General features: G+C 70.0%; 23 protein-coding genes. 10 read left to right on the forward strand and 13 right to left on the reverse strand.

Annotated features, from left to right (window positions below):
- Nucleotides 1-3: 3 nt before the first annotated feature.
- The gene (locus tag NAM01S_RS36310; RefSeq protein WP_253798155.1) at nucleotides 4-1071 is read left to right on the forward strand and encodes a GNAT family N-acetyltransferase; all 1068 of its coding nucleotides are present in this window, start codon (nucleotides 4-6) and stop codon (nucleotides 1069-1071) included.
- Nucleotides 1072-1084: 13 nt separating this feature from the next.
- On the opposite strand, the gene NAM01S_RS03485 is transcribed toward NAM01S_RS36310, so the two are convergent.
- From NAM01S_RS03485 to NAM01S_RS03495, 3 genes are all read right to left on the reverse strand, one after another.
- A complete protein-coding gene (locus NAM01S_RS03485; RefSeq protein ID WP_067779135.1) occupies nucleotides 1085-1444 on the reverse strand; it encodes a DUF488 domain-containing protein in 360 nt (119 codons plus the stop codon).
- A gap of 27 nt (nucleotides 1445-1471) precedes the next feature.
- Complete coding sequence (locus NAM01S_RS03490) at nucleotides 1472-2146, reverse strand: LutC/YkgG family protein (protein ID WP_067779138.1); 675 nt, start codon at nucleotides 2144-2146, stop codon at nucleotides 1472-1474.
- A gap of 86 nt (nucleotides 2147-2232) precedes the next feature.
- Complete coding sequence (locus NAM01S_RS03495) at nucleotides 2233-2865, reverse strand: Clp protease N-terminal domain-containing protein (RefSeq protein ID WP_084482396.1); 633 nt, start codon at nucleotides 2863-2865, stop codon at nucleotides 2233-2235.
- Nucleotides 2866-3188: 323 nt separating this feature from the next.
- Between NAM01S_RS03495 and NAM01S_RS03500 the strand changes: the two genes are divergently transcribed.
- A complete protein-coding gene (locus NAM01S_RS03500; RefSeq protein ID WP_067779405.1) occupies nucleotides 3189-3914 on the forward strand; it encodes a uracil-DNA glycosylase in 726 nt (241 codons plus the stop codon).
- Nucleotides 3915-4016: 102 nt separating this feature from the next.
- Here NAM01S_RS03500 and NAM01S_RS03505 read toward each other — a convergent pair whose 3' ends face one another.
- A complete protein-coding gene (locus NAM01S_RS03505) occupies nucleotides 4017-5654 on the reverse strand; it encodes a PucR family transcriptional regulator (protein ID WP_253798158.1) in 1638 nt (545 codons plus the stop codon).
- A gap of 136 nt (nucleotides 5655-5790) precedes the next feature.
- On the opposite strand from NAM01S_RS03505, the gene pruA reads away from it, so the two are divergent.
- The 4 genes from pruA (at nucleotide 5791) to NAM01S_RS03525 (ending at nucleotide 10647) form a co-directional block, all read left to right on the forward strand.
- Entirely contained in the window at nucleotides 5791-7464 is a 1674-nt protein-coding gene (pruA, locus tag NAM01S_RS03510) for an L-glutamate gamma-semialdehyde dehydrogenase (protein ID WP_067779144.1), read from the forward strand.
- A complete protein-coding gene (locus NAM01S_RS03515) occupies nucleotides 7464-8429 on the forward strand; it encodes a proline dehydrogenase family protein (RefSeq protein WP_067779147.1) in 966 nt (321 codons plus the stop codon). Before pruA ends, NAM01S_RS03515 begins: the two co-directional genes overlap by 1 nt.
- Nucleotides 8430-8606: 177 nt before the next feature.
- Entirely contained in the window at nucleotides 8607-10055 is a 1449-nt protein-coding gene (locus NAM01S_RS03520; protein WP_067779150.1) for an amino acid permease, read from the forward strand.
- A 31-nt stretch (nucleotides 10056-10086) separates the two neighbouring features.
- Entirely contained in the window at nucleotides 10087-10647 is a 561-nt protein-coding gene (locus tag NAM01S_RS03525) for an Lrp/AsnC family transcriptional regulator (RefSeq protein ID WP_084482380.1), read from the forward strand.
- A 3-nt stretch (nucleotides 10648-10650) separates the two neighbouring features.
- On the opposite strand, the gene NAM01S_RS03530 is transcribed toward NAM01S_RS03525, so the two are convergent.
- Both NAM01S_RS03530 and glpK (NAM01S_RS03535) read right to left on the reverse strand, forming a co-directional pair.
- On the reverse strand, nucleotides 10651-12405 hold the full coding sequence (locus tag NAM01S_RS03530) for a glycerol-3-phosphate dehydrogenase/oxidase (protein WP_067779153.1): 1755 nt from the start codon (nucleotides 12403-12405) through the stop codon (nucleotides 10651-10653).
- Nucleotides 12406-12469: 64 nt separating this feature from the next.
- The gene (gene glpK / locus NAM01S_RS03535) at nucleotides 12470-13984 is read right to left on the reverse strand and encodes a glycerol kinase GlpK (RefSeq protein ID WP_067779416.1); all 1515 of its coding nucleotides are present in this window, start codon (nucleotides 13982-13984) and stop codon (nucleotides 12470-12472) included.
- 139 nt (nucleotides 13985-14123) lie between these two features.
- Here glpK (NAM01S_RS03535) and NAM01S_RS03540 point away from each other — a divergent pair, with 139 nt between their 5' ends.
- The 3 genes from NAM01S_RS03540 (at nucleotide 14124) to NAM01S_RS03550 (ending at nucleotide 16922) form a co-directional block, all read left to right on the forward strand.
- Nucleotides 14124-14897: an IclR family transcriptional regulator gene (locus NAM01S_RS03540; RefSeq protein WP_067779418.1), complete on the forward strand. Its 774-nt coding sequence runs from the start codon at nucleotides 14124-14126 to the stop codon at nucleotides 14895-14897.
- Nucleotides 14894-16411, forward strand: a complete 1518-nt coding sequence (glpK, locus tag NAM01S_RS03545) for a glycerol kinase GlpK (RefSeq protein WP_067779157.1) — start codon at nucleotides 14894-14896, stop codon at nucleotides 16409-16411. Before NAM01S_RS03540 ends, glpK (NAM01S_RS03545) begins: the two co-directional genes overlap by 4 nt.
- Nucleotides 16412-16538: 127 nt before the next feature.
- Nucleotides 16539-16922 carry a DUF1304 domain-containing protein gene (locus NAM01S_RS03550; RefSeq protein ID WP_067779160.1) on the forward strand — a complete coding sequence of 128 codons (384 nt, stop codon included), beginning with the start codon at nucleotides 16539-16541 and terminating at the stop codon, nucleotides 16920-16922.
- A 40-nt stretch (nucleotides 16923-16962) separates the two neighbouring features.
- On the opposite strand, the gene NAM01S_RS03555 is transcribed toward NAM01S_RS03550, so the two are convergent.
- The 6 genes from NAM01S_RS03555 to NAM01S_RS03580 are packed head-to-tail and all read right to left on the reverse strand — an operon-like array spanning nucleotide 16963 to nucleotide 22190.
- Nucleotides 16963-18186, reverse strand: a complete 1224-nt coding sequence (locus NAM01S_RS03555; RefSeq protein ID WP_067779163.1) for a cytochrome P450 family protein — start codon at nucleotides 18184-18186, stop codon at nucleotides 16963-16965.
- A 13-nt stretch (nucleotides 18187-18199) separates the two neighbouring features.
- The gene (locus NAM01S_RS03560) at nucleotides 18200-19450 is read right to left on the reverse strand and encodes a cytochrome P450 (RefSeq protein ID WP_067779166.1); all 1251 of its coding nucleotides are present in this window, start codon (nucleotides 19448-19450) and stop codon (nucleotides 18200-18202) included.
- 2 nt (nucleotides 19451-19452) lie between these two features.
- Complete coding sequence (locus tag NAM01S_RS03565) at nucleotides 19453-20058, reverse strand: GTP-binding protein (RefSeq protein ID WP_067779169.1); 606 nt, start codon at nucleotides 20056-20058, stop codon at nucleotides 19453-19455.
- Nucleotides 20033-20383 (reverse strand): DUF742 domain-containing protein, encoded by a 351-nt coding sequence (locus NAM01S_RS03570; RefSeq protein WP_067779172.1) that lies wholly within the window; start codon nucleotides 20381-20383, stop codon nucleotides 20033-20035. Before NAM01S_RS03570 ends, NAM01S_RS03565 begins: the two co-directional genes overlap by 26 nt.
- The gene (locus NAM01S_RS03575; RefSeq protein ID WP_067779175.1) at nucleotides 20380-20811 is read right to left on the reverse strand and encodes a roadblock/LC7 domain-containing protein; all 432 of its coding nucleotides are present in this window, start codon (nucleotides 20809-20811) and stop codon (nucleotides 20380-20382) included. Before NAM01S_RS03575 ends, NAM01S_RS03570 begins: the two co-directional genes overlap by 4 nt.
- A complete protein-coding gene (locus NAM01S_RS03580; RefSeq protein WP_067779177.1) occupies nucleotides 20811-22190 on the reverse strand; it encodes an ATP-binding protein in 1380 nt (459 codons plus the stop codon). Before NAM01S_RS03580 ends, NAM01S_RS03575 begins: the two co-directional genes overlap by 1 nt.
- A gap of 545 nt (nucleotides 22191-22735) precedes the next feature.
- On the opposite strand from NAM01S_RS03580, the gene NAM01S_RS03585 reads away from it, so the two are divergent.
- The gene (locus tag NAM01S_RS03585) at nucleotides 22736-23329 is read left to right on the forward strand and encodes a TetR/AcrR family transcriptional regulator (protein WP_067779420.1); all 594 of its coding nucleotides are present in this window, start codon (nucleotides 22736-22738) and stop codon (nucleotides 23327-23329) included.
- On the opposite strand, the gene NAM01S_RS03590 is transcribed toward NAM01S_RS03585, so the two are convergent.
- Complete coding sequence (locus NAM01S_RS03590; protein WP_067779180.1) at nucleotides 23326-23874, reverse strand: YceI family protein; 549 nt, start codon at nucleotides 23872-23874, stop codon at nucleotides 23326-23328. The two genes, NAM01S_RS03585 and NAM01S_RS03590, sit on opposite strands and share 4 nt — an antisense overlap.
- Nucleotides 23875-23926: the final 52 nt, after the last annotated feature.

Consider the following 23926-nt stretch of genomic DNA (forward strand, 5'->3'; position numbering starts at 1 on the left):
CGCATGGCAGCACTTCGCCAGTGGCCCACCGCATTCGGCGCCGTCGACTACGATCGGCTGCCCGTCGCGCTCGAGGAGCTCGCGCGTGCGCACGCGCGCCGCGCGCTGTCCTGCACCGGATCCCACGAACCGCTCGCGCTGATCGACCAGGCCGTCTCGATCGGCGCGTGCGCCGAGTCGCTGCTCAAGTCCGTTCTCGCCGGAATCGATATCCACCTCGTCCGCGGGCAGATGGCGGGTCTCGAGACGACGTTGACGCTGGCCGGGCGGCCGGAGGATCCGGAACGGCCGCTGCCGGACCTGTGGACGCTCGGCGGGCTCGAGGCCGCCCAGGTGCTGAACCGGGTGACGCCCGCGGACATCCACTTGCCCGAGGCGCTGCTCGGGCGGATCGTCACGGTGCGCGACTCCGCCATCCATATGGGTTTCGTGAATCGCGAGGAGAGCGAACGGGCTCTCGCCGATCTGGTCGTTCTCATCGACCGGGTGCTTGCCATCCGTCGCGCCCTCGGCCAGGACGCCGACTGGGCCGCGTTCTGGTCGCCGATCCATCTCGAACGCGCCGACGCCCTCCTGCGCAGGCACGCCGAACCGGCCGTCGAGCTGATCGAACTGAGCGAGCAGAGCCTTCCGCTGCTGCTCGACGCGGCGGTGACCGACGCCGACCCGCTCGAGGTCATGGCGCCGGTGGCCGGACCGCCGGGTTGGACCGCGGTGCGCAAGGAGGCGTTCCTGGCGTTTCACCGCGACCGCGCGCTGCATCCCACCTGCCCGAACGAGCGGACCTTCGTCATCACGGTCGAGGGACGGGTCGTCGGCGCGGCCCGGCTCGAACCGCGCGGCGACGAGGTGGAGGCAGGCGTGTGGATCGGCCGTTCGCACCGCGGGCGCGGCATCGGCCGTCGCGTCGCCGCCGAATTGCGCGCGCTCGCCACCCGATCCGGAGCCCGTCGCATCACCGCCGTGACCACGCCGGACAACATCGCGGCACGGCAGCTCATCGACACCGGGCTCGGCGCGCGGCCGCATGTGCGAGGCGACGAAGTCATCGGCACGGCGGAGCTGGGCTGACCCGGCGGGGTCGTCAGTCACCGCGCAGGTGGTCGAGCAGCACCGCGACGTGGCTGTGCTCGGGGTCCTTCGCCGCGGTCACCAGGGTGACGGGATGCTCTGAGGCGAGCTCGCGCAGTTCGCGAAGGCCCCGCCGCTGCGCGTCGCCCGACAACTCGGCCTCGTAGCGCCTGGCGAACTCGGTGAAATCGGCGGCGGAGTCGTGATGGAACCAGGAGCGCAGGTCGTTCGAGGGCGTGATCTCCTTGTCCCACAGGTCGATTCGAGCGCGATCCTTGCTGATGCCGCGCGGCCACAGCCGGTCGACCAGCACCCGGCGGCCATCGTCGTCGCTGGGGTCGTCGTAGATCCGCTTGGTCCGGAATTCACCCATGATCGTGTCCTTCCGATGCGTCTCGGTTCACCGCACGAGGAGCACGACCAACCGGCGCGGGCCGTGCACGCCGGGCGTCGCCGCGTCGGCGGTGGCCGACGGGCCGCCGACCAGGATGGTCGAACGGCGCGGATCGAGCCGGTCCATCACCTCGGGCAGCGAGGGCAGGAGCTGGTCGGCCCGCACCACGCAGACGTGACAGTCGGGCGCCAGCGTGGCGGGGCGGCGACTCTGACCCTCGCCGCCGTCGAGCACGAGGATGCCGGAATCGGCGGCCGCGGCCGCGCAGGTGGTGACCACCGCGTCGACCTGCTCCATCTCGCCGGTCGTCGCCAGCGGACTGTCGGCGACGATGCGGTGGCCTTCCTCCTCGGCCCATCCGGCCAGCCATTCGGCGGGCAGTCCGTCGGGCGCGATGACCGAGCGCGCACCGTGCTCGCGCAGCGCGGCGCGCACCTGATCCGGGATGTCCGCCGCGGTGATCCGATGCAACCGGGCGCCGTGGCGTTCCAACCGCTCGGCGAACAGGTCGATCAGCGCGGCGAGATCGCCGGGCTCGGCGCCGGATCCCTGGCGGGCGCCGGCGCGGGGTACCGGAACGACCCGTTCGTCATCGGGTAGCTCGACCAGCGCGTCCCTGATCCGGCGCAGCAGGTCCTCGCGGGAATTCACGTGCGCCACCACCCGCTCGTGTTCACCCAATATCCCACTCCCCCAGCGGTTTCCACCGCCTCCCCGCACACTTCCGGACAGGCGTCGCGATCGTACCGCAGGTTCCTCGGCACCGCTCAGACTCCGGCTTCGACGGTTTGCTTGCCCCGGTGCTCGATCGCGGTCTTGCCGACGCCGGGATCACCGATCAGCACCGGGTGGTTCTTGCGCCGCCGAAACAGGATCTCCACCGTCTGCTCGATCTCCTCGGCGCGACCGACCACCGGGTCCAGGTTGCCCGCGCGCGCTTCGGCGGTCACGTCGCGGCCGTACTCGTCCAGCGTCGGGGTCTCGCTCTTCGCGGGCCGTCCCGCGGTGGCGGTCTTCGGGCCGGACAGCAGCACGCGGGCCGCCGGGCTGTCGCTGACGGAGGCGATGCCGAGCAGGATGTGTTCGGGTCCGATGTAGCTGCTGCCCGCGTCGGCCGCGCGGCGCTGGGCGGCGCGCAGGGCGAGCTTCGCGCCGGGGCTCGAGGTCACCTGCTCGTCGGCGTCCTCGGCGGGTTCACCGGTGTCGGCGGCGTCCCGCATCTGGTTGGCAACCTTGTCGGGATCGTGGCCGAGCTCGGCGATGATGCTGCGTCCCGGTTCCGACTCGGTGGCCGCGTACAGCAGATGCCGCACGGGGGGTTGCGACATCATCCCCGAACCGAAGAAACGCTGGAAGATGTCGTCGAAGGAACTGATCGAACTCGGCCAACCCTCGGTCATGTCCACCTCACTGCGTCGCGGCGCACGCTGCGCGCCAACTCCGATCACGGACGGTGCCGCACGAGACGGCACCGGAACTGTTCACGGTTCACGCTCGTTCACATCGCGTCTCCGACGCCGGTGCGACCACGGGAGGACGACCTCCCGCTCCATCGCAACGTACCGCCGTTTCACACGGGGTGGCAACCGCTCGGTTCGTGATCAACTCGAGACTGGCTAACCAGCCGCTACCGACACTTCCCCGTCCTATCGTGCAAGGCATGTCCTCCGGCACCGGCCCGGTTCCGCCGCGGCCGGGCGACGGTCGTGATCGAGTGGTACCCATGTGCCGCACCCTCGCCGAACTCGACGCCTCCGTCGCCGATTGCTTCGCCTGCCCGCGCCTCGTGGCATGGCGGGAACTGGTCGCGCGCGAGAAGCGCGCCGCGTTCCGCGACGAAACCTATTGGGGCCGTCCGGTTCCCGGCTTCGGGCCGCCCGACGCCAGGCTGCTGATCATCGGCCTCGCGCCCGCCGCGCACGGCGGCAACCGGACAGGGCGCATGTTCACCGGCGACCGCAGCGGTGACGTGCTCTACGCCGCGATGCACGCCGTGGGCCTCGCGAATCAGCCGACCTCGGTGCGCCGCGGCGACGGTCTCGAGCTGCTCGGCGCCCGCGTCACCGCGCCCGTGCACTGCGCGCCGCCGGACAACAAACCGGCGCCCGACGAACGCGATCGGTGTCGCGGCTGGCTCGACATCGAATTAGGACTGCTCGCCCCGACCGTGCGCTCGGTCGTGGTGCTCGGCGCCTTCGGCTGGCAGGCCGCGCTGCCCGCGCTCGCCGAAGCGGGCTGGGTGGTGCCGCGACCGCGACCGAAGTTCGGGCACGGCGTGCACCTCACACTGGCGCCCGCCGTGGACGGGCGCGCGGAACTGGAGTTGTTCGGCTGCTACCACGTCAGCCAGCAGAACACCTTCACCGGACGGTTGACCCCCGCGATGCTCGAGCAGGTGCTGGCCGAGGCCGCGACGGCGGCGGGACTACATCCGCGCAGGCCCCGCTGACAACTCCCATGCCCGCTGCGCCGCGCCGAACCACCGGACACGCTCGGCGCAGCGGTGGAGTCGGTCGACTTCAGAAGTGCCACCGAGCCGTCCGGCCGAAAGTCATGCCGGGCTCGTGCGGCGATGCAGGGCGAGTTGGAGTTCCAATAGGAGGCGGTTGGCGGGGTCGGCCAAGCCGATGCCGGTGATGGCTTCGGCGCGGCGCAGCCGGTAGCGCAGCGTGTTCGGGTGTACCCGCAGGGTCGCGGCCGCGCGCCGCACGTCGCCGTGTTCGCGCAGGTAGCCCTCGACGCTCTCGCCGAGTTGGACACCGTGGTCGCGGTCGTAGTCGAACAGCGCCTGCAAACGGGGGTCGTGCAGTTCGGTCCGGGTCGCGAGCAGATCGAGGATCTCCCCGAGCAGGACGGCGGTGCGGGATTCGGCGAGGGTGGTCACCCGGTCGCGTGGAAAGGTGGTCGCGGTGCTGTCCAGCACCCGGTCGACCTCGGCGCGCGCGGCGGCTACCTGGGTGAGGTCGGCGACGGGAATGGCGATGGCCGCGCGCAGGATCGCGCCGCGTCTGGTCTCCAGCTGGTCGACCAGTTGCCGGGTCCACGCGGTGACCGACGGGGCGGACCGATACCCGGGCAGCAGCACGTAGACGCGGTCGCCGAGCACGGTCGCGATCGAGTCGGACCGAAACGAGCTCGCGTGCAACCGGATCACACTGCCGATCTCCGAATGCTCCGCGCCCGCGGGCGCGTTCAACGCGAACCCGACGACGGCCGCCGGACCGCGGACGGGAATGCGCAGCGCGCCCGCCACCGACGGAATATCGACGCCCTCACCGTGCGCACCGAAAAGCCGGTGCAGCAACAGGGTTTCGGTCGACGGCGCGTCCAAGGCTCGCGAGATGATGCGCGCGGCGACGGCGGCCGCGCCGCGCAGCACTTCGGCCGCATCCGGTTTGAACGGCTTGTCGCCCTGCTGCAACCAGATCGAGCCGAGCGTGCGCGACCGGCCGTCGGCGGCCGTGGCGTGGATGCCGACGACCAAGCGCCGCTTGATGTTCAGCTCCGTGCGGGCGGGCAGGTCGATCACCTCGTCGCCGCGGCGCAGCCGGTCGAACACGCCCCACTCCTGGAGCACCCGCAGGTAGTCGCGCGGTCCCTCGCGGCCGAGGATGGACAGGATGCGCAGCTCGTCGGCCGATTCGTCGGAGGCAGAATAGGCGAGCACGTGCGAGTGCGCGTCCTCGATGGAGACCATGCCGCCAGCGTTCTGCGCGACGATCTGGGCCAACCCGAACAGGTCGGTGTCGGTGGTCAACGGTTCCTCGGCCGGTCCGCCGCGGCCCGCGCGGCCGAGGACGCGGCGCACCAGCGCGAGCACCGTGTCCCAGCGGGCCCTGCGGTCGACGACGACCACGGCGACCCGCGCGCGGCGAGCGGCCGCGCGCACCGCGGCCGACACCACGGTCGACTTGAGCAGCACCGCGCGCGGACGCCGCTCTGGCGGGCGGCCGGCCAACTCGTCCAGCCACGCCAGCACCGCGGACTCCGGCACGCCGACCAGCAACGACACGTCCGCCGGAACCGACGGCGACTCGCCGAGGTCGTCACCGTCCAGCAGCGCCACTGACCGGATGGCGACCGCGTCACCGTCGGGCGCCTCGACCGGATCGGTGACGGTGCTGTCGAGCGCGTCGAGCAGTTCGCGCAGCGGAACGCCCGCCGGACGGTTCGGTTCCTCGGTGACCACGCTCACACCTTCCCGCCCGATCGGCTTCGGCCGACCGGACAACAACTGCACCCCATCTTTGTCCCATCGGCCGATCCGGCGCGGGGCTTTCGCGGAGTTGACTGCGCTGACCAGCACCGACCAGGCAGGAGGAACCATGGACGCCATCGCGACCACACCCACGCCCGTCAACGAACCCGTCGGCAGCTTCGCCCCCGGCACACCCGAACGGGAGCGGCTGCGCGCCCAGCTGACCGAGCTCGCCACGACGCCGACCGAGGTACACCACGTCATCGGCGGCAAGCATCGCCGCACGGCCGGACCGGGCGTCGAGGTGGTGCAGCCGCACCGGCACGCCGCGGTGCTCGGCACCCTCACCTTCGCGGAGGCTCGCGACGTGCAGGACGCCATCGAGGCCGCCGCCGCGGCCGCACCGGGGTGGCGCGCGCTGTCGTTCGAGGACCGGGCCGCGGTGTTCCTGCGCGCCGCCGATCTGCTCGCCGGGCCGTGGCGCGAAACCCTTTCCGCGGCAACGATGCTCGGTCAATCCAAAACCGCGTACCAAGCCGAGATCGACGCGCCGTGCGAACTGGTCGACTTCTGGCGGTTCAACGTGCATTTCGCGCGCCAGATCCTGGCCGAGCAGCCGATCTCCACGCCGGGCGTGTGGAATCGGCTGGAGTACCGGCCGTTGGAGGGCTTCGTCTACGCGATCACCCCGTTCAACTTCACCGCCATCGCGGGCAACCTGCCGACCGCGCCCGCGCTGATGGGCAACACGGTGCTGTGGAAGCCCGCGCCGACCCAGGCGGTGGCCGCGTACTGGACGATGAAGCTGCTGGAGGCCGCGGGACTGCCGCCCGGCGTGATCAATCTGGTGCACGGGGCGGGCCCGGAGGTCTCGGACGTGGCGCTGGCCGACCCGCGCCTGGCCGGTGTGCATTTCACCGGATCCACCGCGACCTTCCGCCACCTGTGGCGCACCGTGGCGACGAATCTCGATCGCTACCAAGGCTATCCGCGGCTGGTCGGCGAAACCGGCGGCAAGGACTTCGTGCTCGCGCACAGCTCCGCCGACCCGGACGTGCTCACCACGGCGCTGCTCCGCGGGGCGTTCGACTACCAGGGCCAGAAGTGCTCGGCCGCCTCGCGCGCGTTCATCCCGAAATCGGTGTGGGCGAAGATGGGCGCCGACCTCGTCGACAAGGCGAACGCGCTGACCTACGGCGACGTCACCGATTTCGGCAACTTCGGCGGCGCGCTCATCGATCGCCGCGCCTTCACCAAGAACGCCGACGCCATCGCCAGGGCGAAGGCGACGCCGGGCCTGACCATCGCGGCGGGCGGCCGCACCGACGACAGCGTCGGTTATTTCGTCGACCCGACCGTGCTGCTCGGCGACGACCCCACCGACGAGGCGTTCCGCACCGAGTACTTCGGTCCGATCCTTGCGGTGCACGTCTACGACGACGCGTCGCCCGGATCCTTCGACGCCGCGATGGAACTCGTCGACCGCGGCGCGGCTTACGGACTCACCGGCTCGATCGTCGCCGACGACCGTGCCGCCGTGGCGGCGGCCACCGACCGGCTGCGCTTCGCCGCGGGCAACTTCTACGTCAACGACAAACCGACCGGCGCCGTGGTCGGGCAGCAGCCGTTCGGCGGGTCCCGCCTGTCTGGCACCAACGACAAGGCGGGTTCCCCGCAGAACCTGCTGCGCTGGGTCTCGCCGCGCACCATCAAGGAGACCTTCGTGCCGCCCACCGATCACCGTTATCCGCACCAGGCCGCGGCCGCCCACACCTCCGATGCCGAGACGGAGGTGCGGTGATGCCCGCCGGACTGCTGCGGCCCGCCCTGCTCGCGGCGGCCCGCTCCCCGAGGCTCGAGCGCGGCGTCACGCGGATGCGCGCCACCCGCTCGCTGGTCGACCGCTTCGTCGCGGGCTCTACCGAGCCGCAGGCCATCGCCGCCACCACGGCGTTGCGGAGTTCGGGACGCTTCGTCACCATCGACTACCTCGGCGAGGACACCACCGACCTCGCCCGGGCACGAGACACCGTGGCGCACTATCGCGCACTGCTCACGGCGCTCGGCCAACTGCCCGATGCCGCCGAGCCGGGAATCGTCGGCCCGCTGGAGGTTTCGCTGAAACTCTCGGCGCTCGGCCAATCCCTGCCGCGCGACGGACACCGGATCGCACTCGACAACGCCCGCGAGATCTGTGCCGCCGCGCGCGAGGCGGGGGTCGCGGTCACCGTCGACGCCGAGGACCACACCACCACCGACTCGACGCTGTCGATCGTGCGGGATCTACGGGGGGACTTCCCCGGCACCGGCACCGTGCTCCAGGCCTACCTGCGGCGCACCGAGGCCGACTGCCGCGAGTTCGCCGGCCCCGGGTCCCGCATCCGGTTGTGCAAGGGCGCGTACCGGGAGCCGGAGTCGGTGGCCTACCAGTCGGCCGCCGAGGTGGACGCCGCCTACCTGCGGTGCCTGCGCATCCTGATGGACGGCGCCGGCTATCCGATGGTCGCCACCCACGACCCGGCGATGATCGAGGCGGCCAAGCGCTACGCCGACCAGGTCGACCGCAAGGCGGACGAGTTCGAGTTCCAGATGCTCTACGGCATCCGCGACGCCGAACAGCGCCGCCTCGCCGCGGACCGCCATCGGGTGCGGGTCTATCTGCCCTACGGCGACCAGTGGTACGGCTACTTCATGCGCAGGCTCGCCGAACGGCCCGCCAACCTGGTGTTCTTCCTGCGCGCCCTGGCGCAGGCCAACCGGCGCTGACCACGTTCCGACCGCCCGGCGTTGTCCAGTCGGACAACCCGGGCGGAACATTATTTATCCAACTCACCGATCACACCGGATTCGTGGTCCGATTAGCTGACTGCCACCAGTGTGATCTGCGTTACCGCGCGTCCCGCGACCCGGGCGCACCGCAATGCAGCGGAGAAAGGAAGCCGCATGTCCCTCGCGGAGTTGCGCCACCAGATGTTGCGCCGCAAACCCCTCGTCGAAGTCGAGGACGAGACGCCCACCGACGAACGGTTGGCCAAACACCTCGGCGTATGGCAACTCACCGCGATCGGCGTCGGCGGCATCATCGGCGCGGGCATCTTCACCCTCGCGGGCAGCGTCGCCAACAAGACCACCGGTCCTGCCGTGTTGCTGTCCTTCCTGGTGGCGGGCCTGGCCAGCGCTGCGGCCGCGCTGTGCTACGCGGAGTTCGCCGGCATGGTGCCCAAGGCGGGATCGGCCTACACCTACGGCTACGTCTCGCTCGGCGAGTTCGTCGGCTGGTTCATCGGATGGGATCTGCTGCTGGAGTACATCGCCGTCGCGGCGGTCGTCGCGATCGGCGTCTCCGGGTACTTCGGGTTCCTGCTCGACCAGGTGGGCATCACGCTGCCCGACTGGATGCTCGGCGCCTCCGGCACCGGCGACGGTCACGTCGTCGACGTGTTCGCGATGGTCTTCTGCCTCGGCACGGCGTGGGTGCTCTCGCGCGGTATCCGCAGCGTCGGCCGGTTCGAGACGGTCGCCGTCGGTATCAAGGTCGCCCTGGTCCTGCTGATCATCGTGCTCGGCGTATTCCAGATCGACAGCTCGAACTACACCCCGTACTTCCCGTACGGCACCGGCGCGGTGATGACGGGCGCGGCCACGGTGTTCTTCGCCGTGTTCGGCTACGACGCGATGAGCACGGCGGCCGAGGAGTCGGTCGACGGCAAGAAGCACCTGCCCAAGGCGATCCTGTACTCGCTGGCCATCGCGATGGTGCTGTACGTGCTGGCGACCCTGGTGCTCACCGGCATGCAGAAGTACACCGAAATCGACCCGGAGAGCGGCTTTTCCAGTGCCTTCGAGGCCGTCGGCATGCCAGGCATCGCCAACATCATCGCGGTCGGCGCCATCGTCGGCATCATCACCGTGGTGCTCACCTTCATGCTCGGCGTGACCAGGGTCTGGTATTCGATGAGCCGCGACGGCCTGCTGCCCGAGTGGTTCGCCAAGACCCATCCGGAGCGCAAGGTGCCGACCCGCGTGACGTGGATCGTCGGCATCGGGTCGGCGATCCTCGCGGGACTGCTGCCGATCAACCTGGTCGCCGAGCTGACCAATATCGGCATCCTGAGTGCGTTCGTGGTGGTCTGCGTGGCGGTGCTGGTGTTCCGCTACACCCGGCCCGAGGTGCCGCGCACGTTCCGGCTGCCGTTCATGCCGGTCGTGCCGATCGTCGGCGTCGTGTTCTCGGTGTGGCTGATCCTGTCGCTGCCGTGGGAGACCTGGGCGCGCTTCGGAACCTGGCTGGTGGTGGGTCTGGTGATCTACCTCGGGTACTCGCGCACGCACTCCAAACTCCAGCAGACCGCGCCAGGCACGCCCGACGCCGTCGGCTCGGCGCGCGAGTGACCAGCGCGGCGGGGCTTCGAGGATTATTCGGATGAATACTTTCGAATCGAATCGGATTCGCTACCGTGAGCCGGTGACCAGGAAAGATTCACCAATTCCGCCACCTCAGGCCCCGCCGCGCCGCAGCCGCACGCCGGTCCCCCTCGACGACATCGACCGCGTCCTGCTCGACGAGCTGGCGCGCGACGGCCGCATGACCAACAACGCGCTGGCCGCCGCGGCCGGTATCGCGCCGTCGACCTGCCTCGGGCGGGTGCGGGCCTTGGTGGAGCGCGGCGTGATCCGCGGCTTCCACGCCGACATCGACCCGTCCGCGCTCGGCCGGGGCTTGCAGGCGATGATCGCCGTACGGCTGCACGGGAATTCGCGCAAGCACCTCGCCGAGTTCGGCAGGCGGCTCGCGGCGCTCGCGGAGGTGCTCAACGTGTACTTCATCGCGGGCGCCGACGACTACCTGATCCATGTCGCCACCGAGAACACCGACGAGCTGCGCGGTTTCGTGCTGGAGCACCTGAGCGCGAATCCCGCGGTGTCCTCGACGGAGACGATCCTGATCTTCGAGCACCTACGCCCGCAGACGCCGGTGCACTGAGACTTAGACCGATACCCGGTCCGCCTCCGGCGCGCCCGCGATCCCGCGCGAGTCGGGCGCGCTGAGCCGCACCACGTCGGCGGCCCTGTCGTCGGGCTGCTCGTTGGCGCGCAGTTCGGCCTCGACGCGCACCCGGTAGGTCTCGATCTCGCGCTCGATCCGCTCCTCGTCCCAGCCGAGGTACGGGGCGACCAGGCGCGCGACCTCGGCCGCGACCAGCACACCGCGATCACCGGTCTCCACCGAAAGCCGGGTGCGGCGGGTGAGGACGTCGTCGAGGTGCAGCGCGCCCTCGTGCGTAACGGCATAGACGATCTCGGCCCGCAGGTAGCGGGAATTGCCCAGCGGCGCACCGAGTTCCGGCTGCGCGAGGATGAGTTCGCGCAGTTCGCCGACGGCGCTGCCGTAGCGGCCGAGCAGGTGCTCGACGGTGGCCAGGTCGACGCCGAACTCGTCGGCGAGGCGAGCGCGGGACAGCGACAGCTCGCGGTACCCGTGCGCGCCGACCAGCGGCACCCGCTCGGTGCACGACCGGGCGATGCGCCCGGGCAGATCCGCGACGGCCGCATCGATGGCGTCCTTGGCCATCACCCGGTAGGTGGTGTACTTGCCGCCCGCGACGATCACCAGGCCCGGCACCGGCGTCGCCACGGTGTGCTCGCGCGAGAGCGCGCTGGTCTGCTCGGAGGCGCCCGCCAGCAGCGGCCGCAGCCCGGCGTAGACGCCGACGATGTCGTCGTGTCCGATGGGCTTCTCCAGCAGCCGATTCACTTGGGCGAGAATGTAATCGATGTCGGCGCGGGTGGCGGCGGGGTGGGCCAGATCGTGGTCCCAGTCGGTGTCGGTGGTGCCGATGACCCAGTGGTCGTCGCTCCACGGGCACGGGATCACGAACAGCAGGCTCTTCTCGGTCTCGGTGATCAGGCCGGTCTCGGAGTCGATGCGGTCGCGCGGGACGACGATGTGCACGCCCTTGGAGGTGCGGATACGGAAGTCGCTCGCCCCGCCGAGCATGTCCTGGATCTCGTCGGTCCACGGCCCGGCCGCGTTGACGGTGCGCTTGGCCCGGACCGGGATGTGCCGACCGCTCTCCAGGTCGTGCACCAGCGCGCCGACGATCCGGCCGTCCTCGCGCAGGAAGTCGACGACCCTGGCGCTGGAGGCGACCAGCGCGCCGTGGCTCGCGGCCGTGCGCGCCAGCATCATCGTGTGGCGCGCGTCGTCGAGCTGACCCTCGTAGAAGCTCACGCCGCCGCGCACGGTTCCGCGCTTGGCGCCGGGGAAACGCGCCAGCGTGGACCGCCTGCCCAGGTGCCGATGGTGCTGCGGCACACCGCGTCCCGCGCCGAGCACGTCGTACACGCCGACGCCGGCGCCGACCCAGGCCCGGTCCAGACCGGGACGCTCCAGCGGGTAGACGAACTCGACGGGCTTGGCCAGGTGCGGCGCGAGGGTTTCCAGGATCAGCGAACGCTCCCGCAGCGCCTCGAAGACCAGGGCGAAGTTGAGCTGCTTGAGGTAGCGCAGGCCGCCGTGGACCAGCTTCGACGACCGGCTCGAGGTGCCGGAGGCGTAGTCGCGGGCCTCGACGAGCCCAACGCTGAGTCCGCGGGTGACCGCGTCGAGCGCGGCGCCCGCGCCGACCACACCCGCGCCGATGACGAGCACGTCCAGTTCGGTGCTCGCCATGGCGTCCAGGGCGCGGGTGCGTTCCGCCGGGCCGAGCGCGACGGGGGCGGTGAGAGAACGGTCGACCATGTCGGTCTCCTTCTGTTCGAATCGTGTTGCGCGCGTGCGCATGTGGTCTGGGTGGGCGGGCGGCTCAGTGCGCGGGCGCCCAGTCGAGGGTGCGGCCGATGGCCTTGCGCCAGCCCTCGTATCCGGCGGCCCGCTGCGGCTCGGTCCATTCCGGTCGCCAGCGCGCGGATTCGCGCCAGTTCTTGCGCAGTTCCTCGGTGCCGCCCCAGAATCCGACCGCCAAGCCCGCGGCATAGGCGGCGCCGAGCGCGGTCGTCTCCGACACCACCGGGCGGCTCACCGGCACGCCGAGCACGTCGGCTTGGATCTGCATGCAGAGGTTGTTGGCGGTGACTCCCCCGTCCACCTTCAGCACCTCCAGCGCGACGCCGGAGTCCTTGAACATCGCGTCGGCGACATCGCGGGTCTGGTAACAGATCGCCTCGAGGGTGGCGCGGGCGATGTGGGCGTTGGTGGCGTATCTGGTCAGCCCGACGATCGCGCCGCGCGCGTCGGAGCGCCAGTGCGGCGCGAACAGGCCGGAGAACGCCGGGACGAAATACACCCCGCCGTTGTCGGCGACCTCGCCCGCCAATGTCTCGCTCTGCGAGGCGCCCTGGATGATGCCGAGCTGGTCGCGCAGCCACTGCACCGCCGAGCCGGTGACCGCGATCGAGCCCTCCAGCGCGTAGACCGGGTCCTGTCCGGCGAATTGGTAACAGACGGTGGTGAGCAGCCCGTTCTTCGACCGAACTGGCGTGCCCCCGGTGTTGAGCAGCAGGAAGTTGCCGGTGCCGTAGGTGTTCTTTGCCTCGCCCGCGGACAGGCACACCTGCCCGATCATGGCCGCCTGCTGGTCGCCGACCGCCGCGGCCACCGGGACCTCGCCCGCCAGCGGCCCCTGCGCGGTGGTCCGGCCGTAACCCGCGGGATCCGACGACGGCCGGATGGACGGCAGCATGGCGCGCGGAATGTCGAACAGCGCAAGCAGTTCGTCGTCCCAGTCCAGGGTTTCCAGGTCCATCAGCATGGTGCGGCTGGCGTTGGTCACGTCGGTGACGTGTACGCCGCCGCGCACACCGCCGGTGAGGTTCCACAGCAGCCAGGTGTCGATGGTGCCGAAAAGGGCCTCGCCGCGCTCGGCCGCCGCGCGCAGACCGTCGACGTTCTCCAGCAGCCAGCGGATCTTGCCGCCCGCGAAATAGGTGGCGGGCGGCAACCCGGTGCGGTGCCGGATCAGTTCGCCCGCACGGGATTCCAGCTCGGCGGCGATCCGGTCGGTGCGCGTGTCCTGCCAGACGATCGCGTTGTGGTACGGCCGTCCGGTGCGGCGGTCCCAGACCACGGTGGTCTCGCGCTGATTGGTCACGCCGATCGCGGCCAGGTCCGCGGCGCGCAGGCCGTGCGAGTTCAGCGCCGTCTGGATGACGGCCGACGTGCGTTCCCAGATCTCGACCGGATTGTGCTCGACCCAGCCGGGCCGCGGCAGGATCTGCTCGTGTTCGAGCTGGTGCCGGGCGACGACCGCGCCCGCGTGGTCGAAGACCATGAAGCGGGTGCTCGTGGTGCCCTGATCGACCGCACCGATGAGGTCAAGCATGCGTCTCTCCGTTGTTGGGTTGTCCGGCGCGCGCGGCGGCCGGTACGCCATGCCGAAGGTAGGCAGCCACCGATGTGGCGACAACGGTGCCCGTTCGACAATGTCGAACGTTTCGCGTTTCCGCAGTACAGTCGAGTCCGTGCCGGGACCAATTCAGTCGATCGAACGGGCCGCCGCGATCCTGCGGGTGGTCGCCGAGGCGCCCTTCGGCGTCGGCGTCGGCGAACTCGCCGGCGCGCTCGGCCTGCCGAAGGCCACGGCGCACGGTCTGCTGCGCACCTTGCAGCGCGTCGGCTACATCGAGCAGGACGACGCCACCGGCAAGTACCTGATCGGCGCCGCGGCCCTCGGGCTCGCCGACGCCGGGCTCGACACCAACGTGCTTCGCTCCTACGCGATGAACTGGGCCGACACCCTCGCCGCGCGGTCCGGCGAGTCGGTGCGGATCGGGGCGCTGCGCGGGGAAGGTGTGTCGATCGTGCACCACGTGTTCCGGCCCGACGGCACCGAACAGACGCTGCGGGTCGGCATCGAGTTGCCCTTGCACGCGACCGCGCTCGGCAAAGTGCTGCTCGCCTACACACCGGGTTTGACCGAACGGGTGGCGAGCGCGCCGCTGTCCGCCTACACCCGGCGCACGGTGACCGCCCCGCGCGCCGTGCACGCCGAGATCGCGCGGGTGCGCGCGCAGGGCCACGCCGAGGACGTCGCCGAGTTCGCGTTCGAGCGGGCGTCGGTGGCGGCGCCGCTGCGCGACGCGGGCGGACGGGTGGTCGGCGCGCTCGGCGTGGTCGGCGCCGTCGACCGGGTGACCGATCCCGGCGTCCGTCCCAAGCTCATCGAACTGGTGCGCGCCACCGCGGCAGCCATTTCCCGAGATCTGGCCGCCGACCGGCCGCGGGTGCGGCTATGAGCGCCGATCGCGGCCGCGGCCGCTACGTGATGGCCATCGACCAGGGCACCACCTCCAGCCGCTCCATCCTGTACGACGCGGCGGGACAACTGGTTTCGATCGCCCAGCGCGAGCACCGGCAGCTGTACCCCGCCGCGGGACGGGTCGAGCACGACGCCGCGGAGATCCGCCGACACGTGGCGGCGCTGGTCGACCGGGTGATCGCCAAGGCGGGCGTCGCCGCCGACCAGGTGGTGGCGATCGGCATCGCCAACCAGCGCGAGACGACGGTGCTGTGGGACAGGGAGACCGGCTTGCCCGTAGGCAACGCGATCGTCTGGCAGGACACCCGCACCGAAGAACTCGTCGGCAGGCTCGCCCGGCGACCCGAGGCCGAGGAGGTGGTCCAGCGCTGCGGACTGCCGCTGCTGAGTTACTTCGCGGCGCCGCGCATCCGGTGGCTGCTCGACCGCGACGAGCGGCTGCGCGAGCGCGCCGAAAACGGTGCGGTGCTGTTCGGCACGATGGACAGCTGGCTGATCTGGAACCTCACCGGCGGCCCGCGCGGCGGCGTGCACGTCACCGACGTCACCAACGCCGGGCGCACCATGTTGATGAATCTCGCCACCCTGGACTGGGACGACCGGCTGCTCGACTTCTTCGGCATTCCGCGCGCGATGCTGCCCGAGATCCGTTCCAACGCCGAGGTCTACGGCCACACCGCGGCGGGCATCCCGATCGCGGCCGCGCTCGGCGACCAGCAGGCGGCGCTGTTCGGCCAGACCTGTTTCGCCGCGGGCGAGGCCAAATGCACCTACGGCACCGGCAGTTTCCTGCTCACCAACACCGGGACCACACCGGTGCGCTCCACCCACGGGCTGCTCACCACAGTGGCGTTCCAGATCGACGGCGAGCCCGCTCGCTACGCGCTGGAAGGGTCGATGGCCGCCACCGGGACGCTGGTGCAGTGGCTGCGCGACCGGCTCGGTCTGATCGACGCCGCGCCCGAGATCGAAACGCTCGCAAGCACTGTCGAGGACAACGGCGGCTGCTACGTGGTGCCCGCGTTCTCCGGCTTGTTCGCGCCGCGCTGGCGCGCCGAGGCGCGCGGCGTGATCGCGGGGCTCACCTCCTACATCACCAAAGGGCATCTGGCCCGCGCGGTGCTCGAGGCGACCGCGTGGCAGACCAGGGAGGTGGTCGACGCGATGAACGCCGACACCGGCTACGCGCTGACCGAACTGCGCGTCGACGGCGGCATGACCTCGAACAACCTGCTGATGCAACAGATCTCGGACGCGCTGGGGGTGCCGGTGGAGCGGCCGCTGTTCTCCGAGACGGTGTCCCTCGGCGCGGCATACGCCGCGGGCCTCGCCGTTGGATTGTGGCCCGATATGACGGGTCTGCGCCGCAACCGCCGCACCGCGAGCCGGTGGCTGCCGACCATGCCCGAGCAGCGGCGGGACCGGGAGTACCGCCGCTGGTCGCGGGCCGCCGAACTCACCTACAACTGGAACGAACCGGGCGAAGCGTGAACCGCCCGCGTGGCGCGACGGCGCGTCGGTATGCCGTCCGCCACACCGACGCTACGGTGCTGGAAGCAAGGCTCGAATTCGTCCGGTACATCGCGTCGCCGCATCGGCGCCCACCGAGGAGGGGCAGTTGCTCACCGTCGTCCAGATACTCGCCGTGCTCTCGGCGCTGCTGCACGGCTACATCTTCGTGCTCGAGTCGCTGCGATTCGCCGAGCCGAAGGTGTACGCGGGGACGTTCCACGTCGAGCGCGAGGATCTCACGGCCGTCCAGCCATGGGCCTTCAACCAGGGCTGGTACAACCTGTTCCTCGCGATCGGCACGTTGATCGGCGCGCTGCTGCTGCCCACGCTCCCCCAGGCGGGCTGGGCGCTGCTGCTGATCGGTTGCGGTTCGATGATCGCCGCCGCCGGCGTCCTGGTGGCGAACGACCGGCGTTTCGTCAAAGCCGCCCTGATCCAGGGGACGCTGCCCGCACTCGCGCTGATCACGGGCCTCACCACCCAGCTCTGAACGCGGGGAGGGCGCACCGAAGCGGCCCTCCCCCAACCGGTTACGGGTTCAGATGCACCGGAAGGCGGCGGTGGCCGTTGGAGATGAAGCTGGGCACCGAGCCCAGCTCTCCCGGCTCGACGGCCAGTTCCATCTTCGGGAACCGCGCGAAGATCGCGGGCAGCGAGACGGCGGCCTCCATGCGGGCCAGCGGAGCGCCGAGGCAGTGGTGCGCGCCGTAGCCGAAGGCGAGGTGCTCCTTGTTCGCGCGGTGCACGTCGAACTCGTCGGCGGTGTCGCCGTGCAGCTTCGCATCCCGGTTGGTCGCCACGTAGGACGCCAGGATCGGCTCGCCCTTGGCGATGCGCGCACCATCGAGTTCGATGTCGTCGACAGCGAAACGCAGCGGGAGGTGCGCGACCGGAGCCTCGAACCGCAGCGCCTCCTCGATCAGATCGCTCCAGGCGGCCCGCTCCTCGACCACCTCGGCGCGCTGCTCGGGCCGGGTCAGCAGCGCGTAGATCGCCTGGTCGAGCAGGTTCACCGTGGTCTCGTGGCCCGCGCTGATGACGAGCAGCAGCGTGTCGATCAGCTCCTGCTCGGTGAGCTGGGCGCCGTCCTCCTCGTCGCGGTGCGAGATGAGCAGGCTGGTCATGTCGTCGCCAGGGTGCTCGCGCCGGTAGGCGACGAGTTCACCGAGGATCCGGTACATCTCCATGTAGTTGGCCTGCGACTGCTCGGGAGTGAGCGAGGTGTCGAAGATGCCGTCCACGCAGGTGCGCAGTCCGGCGTTCAGCGAATCCGGCACACCCATCAGCTCCGAGATCACCTGGATCGGCAGCGGATACGCGAAACCGTCGCGCAGGTCGACGGGTTCACCCGCCGGAGCCGCGGCGAGTTCGTCGAGCAGTGCCGCGGTGATGGCCTCGATCCGCGCGCGCATGGCCTCGGTGCGGCGATGGGTGAACGCGGGCGCAACCAGTTTGCGTAGCCGCCGGTGGTCGACGCCGTAGGCGGTGAACATGTTGTTCACCGCGACCCAGAGGAACAGCGGCCAGTCCTGCGGGATCTCGCCGTTGATGAACGCGGGCCAGTGCTGGCTCGCGTCCTTGGACACCCGAGGGTCGACGAGCAGCTTCTTCAACAGTTCGGCATCGGTCACCGACCACGCCCGCACACCGCCAGGCAACTCGACGAGCACGACCGGCCCGCGCTCGCGGATACGCGCGGACTCACCCTGGATATCGGCGCCGGTCGGATCGAGGACAAGGGGCTGACTGTCCATCGGGGCACTCTCCTTAATACAGATTCAGCGGCGGGGATTTCGGGAAGGTGACCGGAAGGGACACCAGAGCGCGATGGAAAGGCCCCGGCCGCCAAGCCAATTGATCGACCGGCACCGCTAGTCGTATTTCGGGTAGCGCGTCGAGCAGCTGGTCGATCGCGTCCTGCGCGATCAGGTAGGCCGCCGACTTCGCCGGGCACGCGTGCGGACCCGTGCTCCACGCCAGATGCGAACGGTTGTCGGTGTAGTCGCCCGCGTCGATCGCCGGATCGTTGTTGCACGCCGACATGCCGATGACCACCGGCTGGTGCGCGGGCAGCCAGGTGTTGTCGATCAGGATGGGCTGCTTCGGATACGAGACGCAGTAGTTGGCCATCGGCGGGTCGGTGAACAACACCTCGTCCAGCGCGTCGCGGGTGGAGAGGCTGCCGCCCAACAGGTTTCCGGCGAACCGGTCGTCGGTGAGCATGAGCAGCAGCGTGTTGACGATCAGGTTCTGCTCCGGCTCGATGCCCGCGCCGTACAGGGTGACCAGCTGGTGGATCATCTCCACGTCGTCGAGCCCGACCGGGTGGCCGATCAGCCGGGAGACGATGTCGTCGCCGGGCTCCTTGCGTTTGCGGGTGGTCAGCTCGAGCAGGGCGTCGGTGAGCATCGCGTTCCCCTTGTCCGCGTTCACGCCCTCGAAGATGGCGGCCATGCCGGTGGCCACCTGCTGGCCGATATCGGCTGGGCAGCCGAGCATCTCGTTGAGCACGGCGAACGCGAGCGGGAAGGCGTACTGGCTGATCAGGTCCGCCGCGCCGTCGGCGCAGAAGGCGTTGATCAGCGGGACGGCGACCTTCTCGATCGTGGCGTGCATGGCGTGCAGATCGACGCCGGAGACCGCGGCGAGGTTGGCCTGCCGGTAGCGCGTGTGCTCGAGACCGGCGCTGCGCAGCGCGTTGGGGCGCCATTCCAGCATCGGCAGGATCGGGCATTCGCCGGGCACGTTCTGCTGCCAGGCGCGCGGGTCGGCCGGAAAGTGCTCGGGATCGTTGAGGATTCGCAGCGCGGTGTGGTACCCGATCACCAGGGTCGCTGGGATGCCGGGCGCCAGCTCGACCGGCGCGAGCGAGCCGTACTTGCGACGCATCTGCCGGTAGGCGCCGTGCGGGTCGGCGGCGAACTCCTCGGTGTACAGCGGCACCCTCGGGCCGTCGGTGTCGATCGGCGAGCCGTGCGGGACGGGGCAGACACCGGCGGCCGCCGCGTGCTGAGGCATTGTCAAAGTCGGGACTCCAGACGGTGGAACAGGAATTCGACGAGCGTGATGAGCGATTGCAGACACGTGCCTCGATGCCGCGCGTCCAGCGTGGTCAGTGGTGTGCCCTCGGCGAGGTCCAACGCGTCGCGGACCTCGTCGAGGGGGTACTGCTTGGCGCCCTCGAACTGATTGACCGCCACCGAATACGGCACGCCGCGTTCCTCGAGCACCGAGAGGACTTCGTCGGCCTTCTCGATGCGCCGGGTGTCGACCAGTACAAGGGCGCCGAGCGCGCCGCGGGCCAACTCCTCCCACAGCGGCACGAAGCGCTGCTGCCCGGGTGTACCGAAAAGGTATAGCGCCAGTTGCGGATTCAGCGTGATACGACCGAAGTCCATCGCGACGGTGGTCTGCGTCTTGCCGGGCAGACCGGCCATGTCGTCGACACCGATACTCGCCTCGGTGATGGTCTCCTCGGTGCGCAACGGCTTGATCTCCGAGACGCTGCTGACGAAGGTCGTCTTGCCGACACCGAAATTGCCCGCCACCAGCAATTTGACCGATCGGGTCACGGTCTCCGGCACATAGTCGACGACTCGCTCAGGCCGAGAGAGCGCGGAGCCCATTCAGTACCTCCTCCAAAAGGGCTATCTCCGGCAGGTTCTCGGCCGGGGTTGGCGTGGTCAACTGGCCGCCGTCCATGAGATCGGCTACGACGATCTTCACCACGGACGGCGGCAGGTCCAGGTAGGCGGCGATCTCGGCGATGGACAGCACGCCGCGCCCGCTGCACAGGTTCATCACGCGGCGTGCGTCCGGGCTCGCGCCGGGCGCCGGGGCCAGCGCCGCGACGACGAGCGTGACCAGATCCAGTTCGCGCGTGGGACGCGAACGCCCGCCGGTGCGCACATAAGCCCGAACCAGGTCGGGGTCGCGGCGGGACCTGGTCATGACAGGCTGCTGTCTGTCCTCTGCCGCGACTGGCTGCCGAGTTCGTGCCCGACGCGCCCGGCCAGTTCGTTCATCCGGTGCGCGATGAGGCTGACGTCGATGTCCGCCGTGGTGGAGACGCCGAGCAGGGCGCCCTCGCCCGCGGCGGTGATGAAGATCATCCCGTCGTCGTATTCGGTCATGTTCTGGCGCAGGCCGGTTTCCGGTCCGCCGCAGAACTCGCCGAGCGCCTTGCCAAGGGACCGCAAACCGGAGGCGGCCGCGGCGAAACGTTCGGCGTCGTCGCGGGCGATGCCCTTCGAGTGCGCGATGCGCAGCCCGTCATCGGACAGCAGGACCGCGAACCGGACGCCTGGAATGCTGAGATCCTCGAGTAGCCAGCCGAGCTTGTTGCTGCTGTCGGCCACGGCGGTAGTCGGTGTGCCCATCAAGATGTCATCCCTTCCGTGTGTTCGGCGGCGGCGGCGCGGCCGCTCTTGGAACCGGTGTGCCATGCGGCGGCGATCTCCGGCCTCGCTGGCGCGGGGTCGCCGGAAGTCCTTGCGCGCGTGCCGATCGCGGGCGCCACCGCGCGGCGCCGCCGCTTCGGTAGGCCGCCCTCGGTGATCTCGTGCACCGTGAACTCGGTGTCCTCCGGCTCCTCCGCGCGCGGCGCTGGCGCCGGTTCGGGCGCAGGCGCGGGCGCCTCGGCCGGAGCGGCTGCTGTCGTCTTGTCGCCTCCGCTCGGAGCGGCGAGCAGGGCCTCGGGGATGTACACCATCGCGCGCATGCCTCCGTAGGCGTTGGGCCCGTCGATGTAGACCGTGAACCCGTAGCGACGCGCGAGCGCGGCGACACCGGGGAAACCGACCTTCGGCGACGGACCGAGCTGGTGGATGTCGACCGGGCGCTCGTTGGCGAGCACCTGCCTGGCCTCCTCCATCTGCTCGGCGTTCATCCGCACGCCCGCGTCATCGATGATGACGGTGACGCCGTGGTGTCCCTCCTGGAAGCTGACGTCCACGAAGGAGGTCGGCGGCGAGTAGCGCAGCGCGTTGTCGAGCAGGGTGGCCAGGGTGTGCACGAGCGGTTCCACCGCTCGGCTGACGACCACGCGGTCCAGCTGGGTGGTGCGCACCCGCAGGTAGTCGCGCACGCGGCCGGTGGCGCCGCCGACCACGTCGGTGAGCGACTGCGCGGGCCAGCGCCTGCCTGGCAGACCGCCACACACGATCACGTAGGACTGCGCCTGGCGGATCATCTGCTGGACGGTGTGGTCGATCCGGGTGAGCGTGGCGTACACGTCGTCGTTGCGGTGCTGGCGCAGCGCGGCGCTGACCACCTGGCTGACGTCGGCGCCGAGGCTGACCACGGAGGTGCCGAAGGAGCGCACCGCGCCGCTGGTCGCGTCGCGCGCGGCGGCGCCGACCTCGGCGCGCACCGCCTCCTCGGCGGCGTGGATCGCCTGTCTGGCGTGCGCGTCGGCCTCGGCCGCCGCCCGTTCCCTCGTCTCGGCCTGCACCATGCGCAGGTCGTCGGCGTAGCGATCGCCGATCCATTGCAGGCACTGGGCCAGCCGCGAATTCTGCAGCCCCGTCGGCACTTCGATCGTGCTTGTCGGCTGCTCGTAGCGTCGGACGGCGTCGGTGATCGCCGGCATGGTCTGCCCGGCGAAACGCTCCAGCGCCTCGTCACGCTTTCGCTGGTCCTCCAGTAGGGACTCGGCTCTGGCGCGCTCCCGGCGCAGCGCGGCGATCGTGTAGACGACCGCGACGACAAGCACCGTGGCGAGGATCCATGGAAGTAATACGGCGATATCCAGATTCATCAGTTCTCTCGTCGTTGACGGGACCGAGCCTCCCCCCGATGCACCGCCCCCGTTAAGGTCCCCGTCCGAACCCGCACCCTGCCACCACAGATCTCCGTCTTGTCTTTCCTAACGACACCGATCGTGTGACGCCTGATCGGATCCATTGCGCGTCGGAGTATCTGGCGCTCGCGGACAAGCACCACCGGAGGCTCACCGCTCACCTCACAGTGCCCGCAGCGCAGGCGACCAGCGAATCGATCACCGACCGACCGGAGCAGTCCGACACGCCCAGAACCCGACGACTCGCCCACCCTAGCAGCATCACAGCGAAGTCACGACGGATCCCGATGACGGGCTTCGCAATTCGTAGCAAAAAGCGCGGCGACGTCGGAAAACGCAAGCGGCGCATGTTAATGCGGGAGACGCGAACCCGCTGTTCGGAGCGAAATCGAACATCCTCAGCAGTCGTTGTTCGCTGAATTCGCAACGGCGCCATGGAACAACGGACAGAGGAGGCCACCACCGGTGCCGAAGCCGGTCTGTCCAGCGGTTACGCTGACTCCATGACGGCCGAGACGGATTCCACTTCCGCTGCGCGGGAAAGGATCCTCGCCGCCGCCTATCTGCTGTTCACCCGCCGCGGCATCCGCGATGTCGGCGTCGACGAGGTGATCGCGCGCGCGGGCATCGCCAAGGCGACGCTCTATCGGCACTTCCGCACCAAGGACGATCTGGTGCTCGCCGTCCTGCGGCGCAGGGAGAAGCTGTGGACCTTCGGTTTCGTCGAGGAGCGTTCCCGGCTGCTCGGGCAGACACCCGAAGAGCGGTTGCTCGCCATCTTCGACGTCTTCGACGAGTGGTTCAACGGCCCGGACTTCGACGCGTGCACGTTCATCAACGTGCTGCTGGAGATGGGCGCCGAGCATCCGGCCGGGCGCGCGAGCATCGAACACCTGGACAACATCCGCGGTGTGGTGCGGGCCCGCGCGCAAAGCGCGGGTCTCCGCGAACCCGACGAGTTCGCCAGGTCATGGCACATCTTGATGAAGGGCTCGATCGTGTCCGCGGCGGAGGGCGATCGACAGGCCGCGCGCCGCGCTCGCGAGATGGCACGCGCCCTGATCGCCGCCCACCGACCGGGGCAGAACTCGACCTAGCTCTGGAGACCGGCTTCGATCTCCAGCGTGAGGGTGACCTTGTCGCCGATGACCGCGCCGCCGTCCGGCAGCGGCATGTCGATGTCGAGGCCGAACTCGCGGCGGGAGACCACGGTCTTGGCCTCGAACCCGGCGACCGGCCCGTTGCCCATGCCCGGGTTCACGCCGAGGAACTCCACGTTCAGCGAGACCGGCTTGGTGTTGCCGCGGATGGTGAACTCGCCGTCGACGACGAATTCCTCGCCGTTGACCCGGAATCCGGTGGACTTGAACGTCATCAGCGGGAACTGCTCGGCGTGGAAGAAGTCGGCGGTGCGCAGGTGGGCGTCGCGCTGCTCGTTGTCGGTGGTCAGCGAGTTCACCCGGATCTCGGCCTCGGCCGACGCGGCGCCGTCCTCACCGATGACGAGCTTGCCCTCGAAGTCGGTGAAACGGCCGCGGACCTTGCTCACCATCAGGTGGCGTACCGAGAAGCCGACGGTCGAGTGGGCGGGGTCGATGACCCAGGTGCCCGCGGTCAGTCCCTTGGCGATGGCGGTGGTCATGATGGTCTCCTTCGGTTGGTAGAAATTTCAACTAGTACGGCAGTCGGGTGCG

Source organism: Nocardia amikacinitolerans NBRC 108937 (genome assembly GCF_001612615.1).
Classification (GTDB): domain Bacteria; phylum Actinomycetota; class Actinomycetes; order Mycobacteriales; family Mycobacteriaceae; genus Nocardia; species Nocardia amikacinitolerans.

Coding starts and splice junctions, on each gene's coding strand:
- NAM01S_RS36310 (WP_253798155.1), top strand. CDS start 4: ATGGCAGCACTTCGCCAGTGGCCCACCGCATTCGGCGCCGTCGACTAC.
- NAM01S_RS03485 (WP_067779135.1), bottom strand. CDS start 1,444: ATGGGTGAATTCCGGACCAAGCGGATCTACGACGACCCCAGCGACGAC.
- NAM01S_RS03495 (WP_084482396.1), bottom strand. CDS start 2,865: ATGACCGAGGGTTGGCCGAGTTCGATCAGTTCCTTCGACGACATCTTC.
- NAM01S_RS03500 (WP_067779405.1), top strand. CDS start 3,189: ATGTGCCGCACCCTCGCCGAACTCGACGCCTCCGTCGCCGATTGCTTC.
- pruA (WP_067779144.1), top strand. CDS start 5,791: ATGGACGCCATCGCGACCACACCCACGCCCGTCAACGAACCCGTCGGC.
- NAM01S_RS03515 (WP_067779147.1), top strand. CDS start 7,464: ATGCCCGCCGGACTGCTGCGGCCCGCCCTGCTCGCGGCGGCCCGCTCC.
- NAM01S_RS03520 (WP_067779150.1), top strand. CDS start 8,607: ATGTCCCTCGCGGAGTTGCGCCACCAGATGTTGCGCCGCAAACCCCTC.
- NAM01S_RS03525 (WP_084482380.1), top strand. CDS start 10,087: ATGAATACTTTCGAATCGAATCGGATTCGCTACCGTGAGCCGGTGACC.
- NAM01S_RS03530 (WP_067779153.1), bottom strand. CDS start 12,405: ATGGTCGACCGTTCTCTCACCGCCCCCGTCGCGCTCGGCCCGGCGGAA.
- glpK (WP_067779416.1), bottom strand. CDS start 13,984: ATGCTTGACCTCATCGGTGCGGTCGATCAGGGCACCACGAGCACCCGC.
- glpK (WP_067779157.1), top strand. CDS start 14,894: ATGAGCGCCGATCGCGGCCGCGGCCGCTACGTGATGGCCATCGACCAG.
- NAM01S_RS03555 (WP_067779163.1), bottom strand. CDS start 18,186: ATGGACAGTCAGCCCCTTGTCCTCGATCCGACCGGCGCCGATATCCAG.
- NAM01S_RS03560 (WP_067779166.1), bottom strand. CDS start 19,450: ATGCCTCAGCACGCGGCGGCCGCCGGTGTCTGCCCCGTCCCGCACGGC.
- NAM01S_RS03565 (WP_067779169.1), bottom strand. CDS start 20,058: ATGGGCTCCGCGCTCTCTCGGCCTGAGCGAGTCGTCGACTATGTGCCG.
- NAM01S_RS03570 (WP_067779172.1), bottom strand. CDS start 20,383: ATGACCAGGTCCCGCCGCGACCCCGACCTGGTTCGGGCTTATGTGCGC.
- NAM01S_RS03575 (WP_067779175.1), bottom strand. CDS start 20,811: ATGGGCACACCGACTACCGCCGTGGCCGACAGCAGCAACAAGCTCGGC.
- NAM01S_RS03580 (WP_067779177.1), bottom strand. CDS start 22,190: ATGAATCTGGATATCGCCGTATTACTTCCATGGATCCTCGCCACGGTG.
- NAM01S_RS03585 (WP_067779420.1), top strand. CDS start 22,736: ATGACGGCCGAGACGGATTCCACTTCCGCTGCGCGGGAAAGGATCCTC.
- NAM01S_RS03590 (WP_067779180.1), bottom strand. CDS start 23,874: ATGACCACCGCCATCGCCAAGGGACTGACCGCGGGCACCTGGGTCATC.